This window comes from Facivitalis istanbulensis (assembly GCF_040560405.1).
GTDB lineage: Bacteria > Pseudomonadota > Alphaproteobacteria > Sphingomonadales > Sphingomonadaceae > Sphingomonas > Sphingomonas istanbulensis.
In genome coordinates this window covers 1-2,317 of sequence record NZ_JAVSCQ010000064.1, presented here as the reverse complement: position 1 = coordinate 2,317, position 2,317 = coordinate 1, and the positions used below count along the sequence as shown (strand labels likewise).

General features: G+C 62.6%; 1 protein-coding gene and 3 pseudogenes. 3 read left to right on the top strand and 1 reads right to left on the bottom strand.

The window, feature by feature from the left end; all coding sequences use genetic code 11:
• From RN629_RS18120 to RN629_RS18110, 3 genes and pseudogenes are all read left to right on the top strand, one after another.
• Window positions 1-118 (top strand): annotated as a pseudogene (locus RN629_RS18120) (IS5/IS1182 family transposase); the annotation flags it as partial.
• Window positions 119-513: 395 nt separating this feature from the next.
• Window positions 514-1,131 (top strand): annotated as a pseudogene (locus RN629_RS18115) (ATPase, T2SS/T4P/T4SS family); the annotation flags it as partial.
• The gene (locus RN629_RS18110; RefSeq protein WP_407036478.1) at window positions 1,083-1,319 is read left to right on the top strand and encodes a hypothetical protein; all 237 of its coding nucleotides are present in this window, start codon (window positions 1,083-1,085) and stop codon (window positions 1,317-1,319) included. The pseudogene RN629_RS18115 and the gene RN629_RS18110, both read left to right, overlap by 49 nt.
• A gap of 105 nt (window positions 1,320-1,424) precedes the next feature.
• Here the strand turns inward: RN629_RS18110 and RN629_RS18105 are convergent.
• A pseudogene (locus tag RN629_RS18105) lies at window positions 1,425-2,057 on the bottom strand (IS3 family transposase); the annotation flags it as partial.
• Window positions 2,058-2,317: the final 260 nt, after the last annotated feature.

Genomic DNA, 2,317 nt, shown 5'->3' with positions numbered 1-2,317 from the left:
CTTCAGGCGCCTCGTCAAAGATTACGAGCGCTATGCCCAAACACTCGCCGGACTTCATGTCGTCGCTTTCGCCTGCCTCATGATGAAGCAGGCCGCGACCCTCGCCACAGGTTCATAACAGCCTCTAAGCGAAAATGTCTTTCCAGGCAGCGATGATGATGCCGTCCGCATTCGATATGGCACACACCTCCCGCAGCAATGATGCGCTTTCGATCGGGTCCGCGCCCGCTTTACTGCACCCTGATAGCGCGAGGCCCGCACGATCGAGCGACGACGTTTCGCTGAATCGGCCGGTCGATTGTCAGCATGGAAGATCGACATGCGCGTCAAGCATCGGGTGCCGGAAGTTCATTGTGAGGGAAGCGTTTCTACGCCTGCGAAAGTATTTTTGCGCCCTGCTTCGATGGGCTTTTACCGCGCATAGATACTTGTTGAACTGGCCAAACTTCTGGCTCTTTTAATCATCCCCGAGCGGGGACAGTCTGATGTGTCCCTGCCGAGATCGGGGATGAAATGGCGGCATCGCATCACAATTCGGAAGGACTGGCACGCGGCGCGCGAATGCTGCGCACGGCGTTGGGACCGGCCATTGCCCGGTTTTTGGAAGATGCCTCTGTCGTCGAGGTGATGCTGAACCCGGGCGGGCGGCTCTGGATCGATCGACTGCGTGAGGGCCTGTCCGACACGGGCGAACGACTGTCGCCCGCCGATGGCGAACGCATCGTCCGCCTTGTCGCGCACCATGTTGGCGCCGAGGTTCATGCAGGCCGCCTGCGGGTCTCGGCCGAGCTGCCCGAGACCGGCGAACGGTTTGAGGGGCTGCTCTCACCGGTGGTCGCCGCTCCGGCCTTTGCCATCCGTAAGCCAGCTGTCGCCGTGTTCACGCTCGACGATTATGTGGTGACCGGCGTCATGTCCGTCGCCCAGGCGAAGGCGCTGCGCGAGGGCGTCGCGTCACGCGCCAACATCCTCGTCGCGGGCGGCACCCCCACGGGCAAGACGACGCTCACCAACGCACTGCTCGCCGAGGTCGCCAAGACCTCCGATCGCGTCGTCATCATCGAGGATACGCGCGAGCTGCAATGCGCCGCACCGAACCTCGTCGCCATGCGGACCACCGAATCGAGCGCAGTCCGGCCGTCGCGCTGACGCCCGTCGATCTCACCAAACAGATCGTGCAGGCGGCCGCGAACGCCAGGGCCGACGATGCCCGCATGCTCGACGAAGCACGCGATACCATCGCGCGATCGATCGGGAGGATCGATGGCATCGTTGAGCGCGGCCAGTCGGTGGAAGGCCAGCAGGCTACCTTGCGGTAGCGCCGGTAGCCGGGATGCTTGTTGCCTTTGACGAGGGCGCGGGCGGTGCGGGAAGTTATTGGTTCTACGACTGGTCATACGAGCACTGGTATGACTGGTCGGATGGAGGTGGTCGGCGATGACCGAGCGCAGGCCATCGTCCTTGGGCAGGCCCCGGCGCCGCGGACGCGCCTTCAGGCCGTGAAGGCGCATCAGCCGCTCGATACGATGCAAGCCACATGAGAGGCCTTGGGCCAGAAGGTCGTGCCAGACACGACGCGCACCGTACGTCCGATAGCTGGAGATGAAGCTGGCACCGGACCCTGGCGCCGAACTCTTCATCGCTGCGGGCGCGGGCACTGGGCGCACGAACGAGCCAGGCATGAAAGCCGCTACGCGAAACACCGAGCGCTTCGCAAATCCACGACACCGGCCAGATTCCTCGGTGCTTCGCGATGAACTCGAACCTCATATCGAGTCCCTGGCGAAGTAGGCCGCCGCTTTTTTTAGGATGTCGCGCTCGGCCTCCATCCGGGCCAGTTCGCGGCGCAGCCGTTCAATCTCCTGCTGCTCGGGTCTCATCACCCCATGGCCGGGAAACGCCGATCCCGGGTCCGCTGCCTGCTCGCGCACCCACTTGCGCAGCACGTTCTCGTGCAGGTCCAGATCGCGGGCGGCTTGCGATACCGATACCCCGCGCTCCCGAATGAGCTTCACCGCCTCGAGCTTGAACTCGCGGCTGAACTTCCGTCGTTGCATTCACACCTTCCGGTCTCAAAAACACCTTATCTCGGTGTCCACGAAACCGGCAGCAGCTCACTCTACCCACCACAGAAGTGTGCCAACTACTTCGCCAACGCCGGATACGATGCAGACTGATCGGAAACCGCTCTAGTGTCCTGATCGAGAAGTTCAGTGTATCATTTTCGCGTTTGATGCGGAGGTGAGAGATGGCGGGTCGAGGTCGTGTGGCTGCGGTGTCGATATCGTTGACGGATGCGGAGCGACAGGAGCTGGAA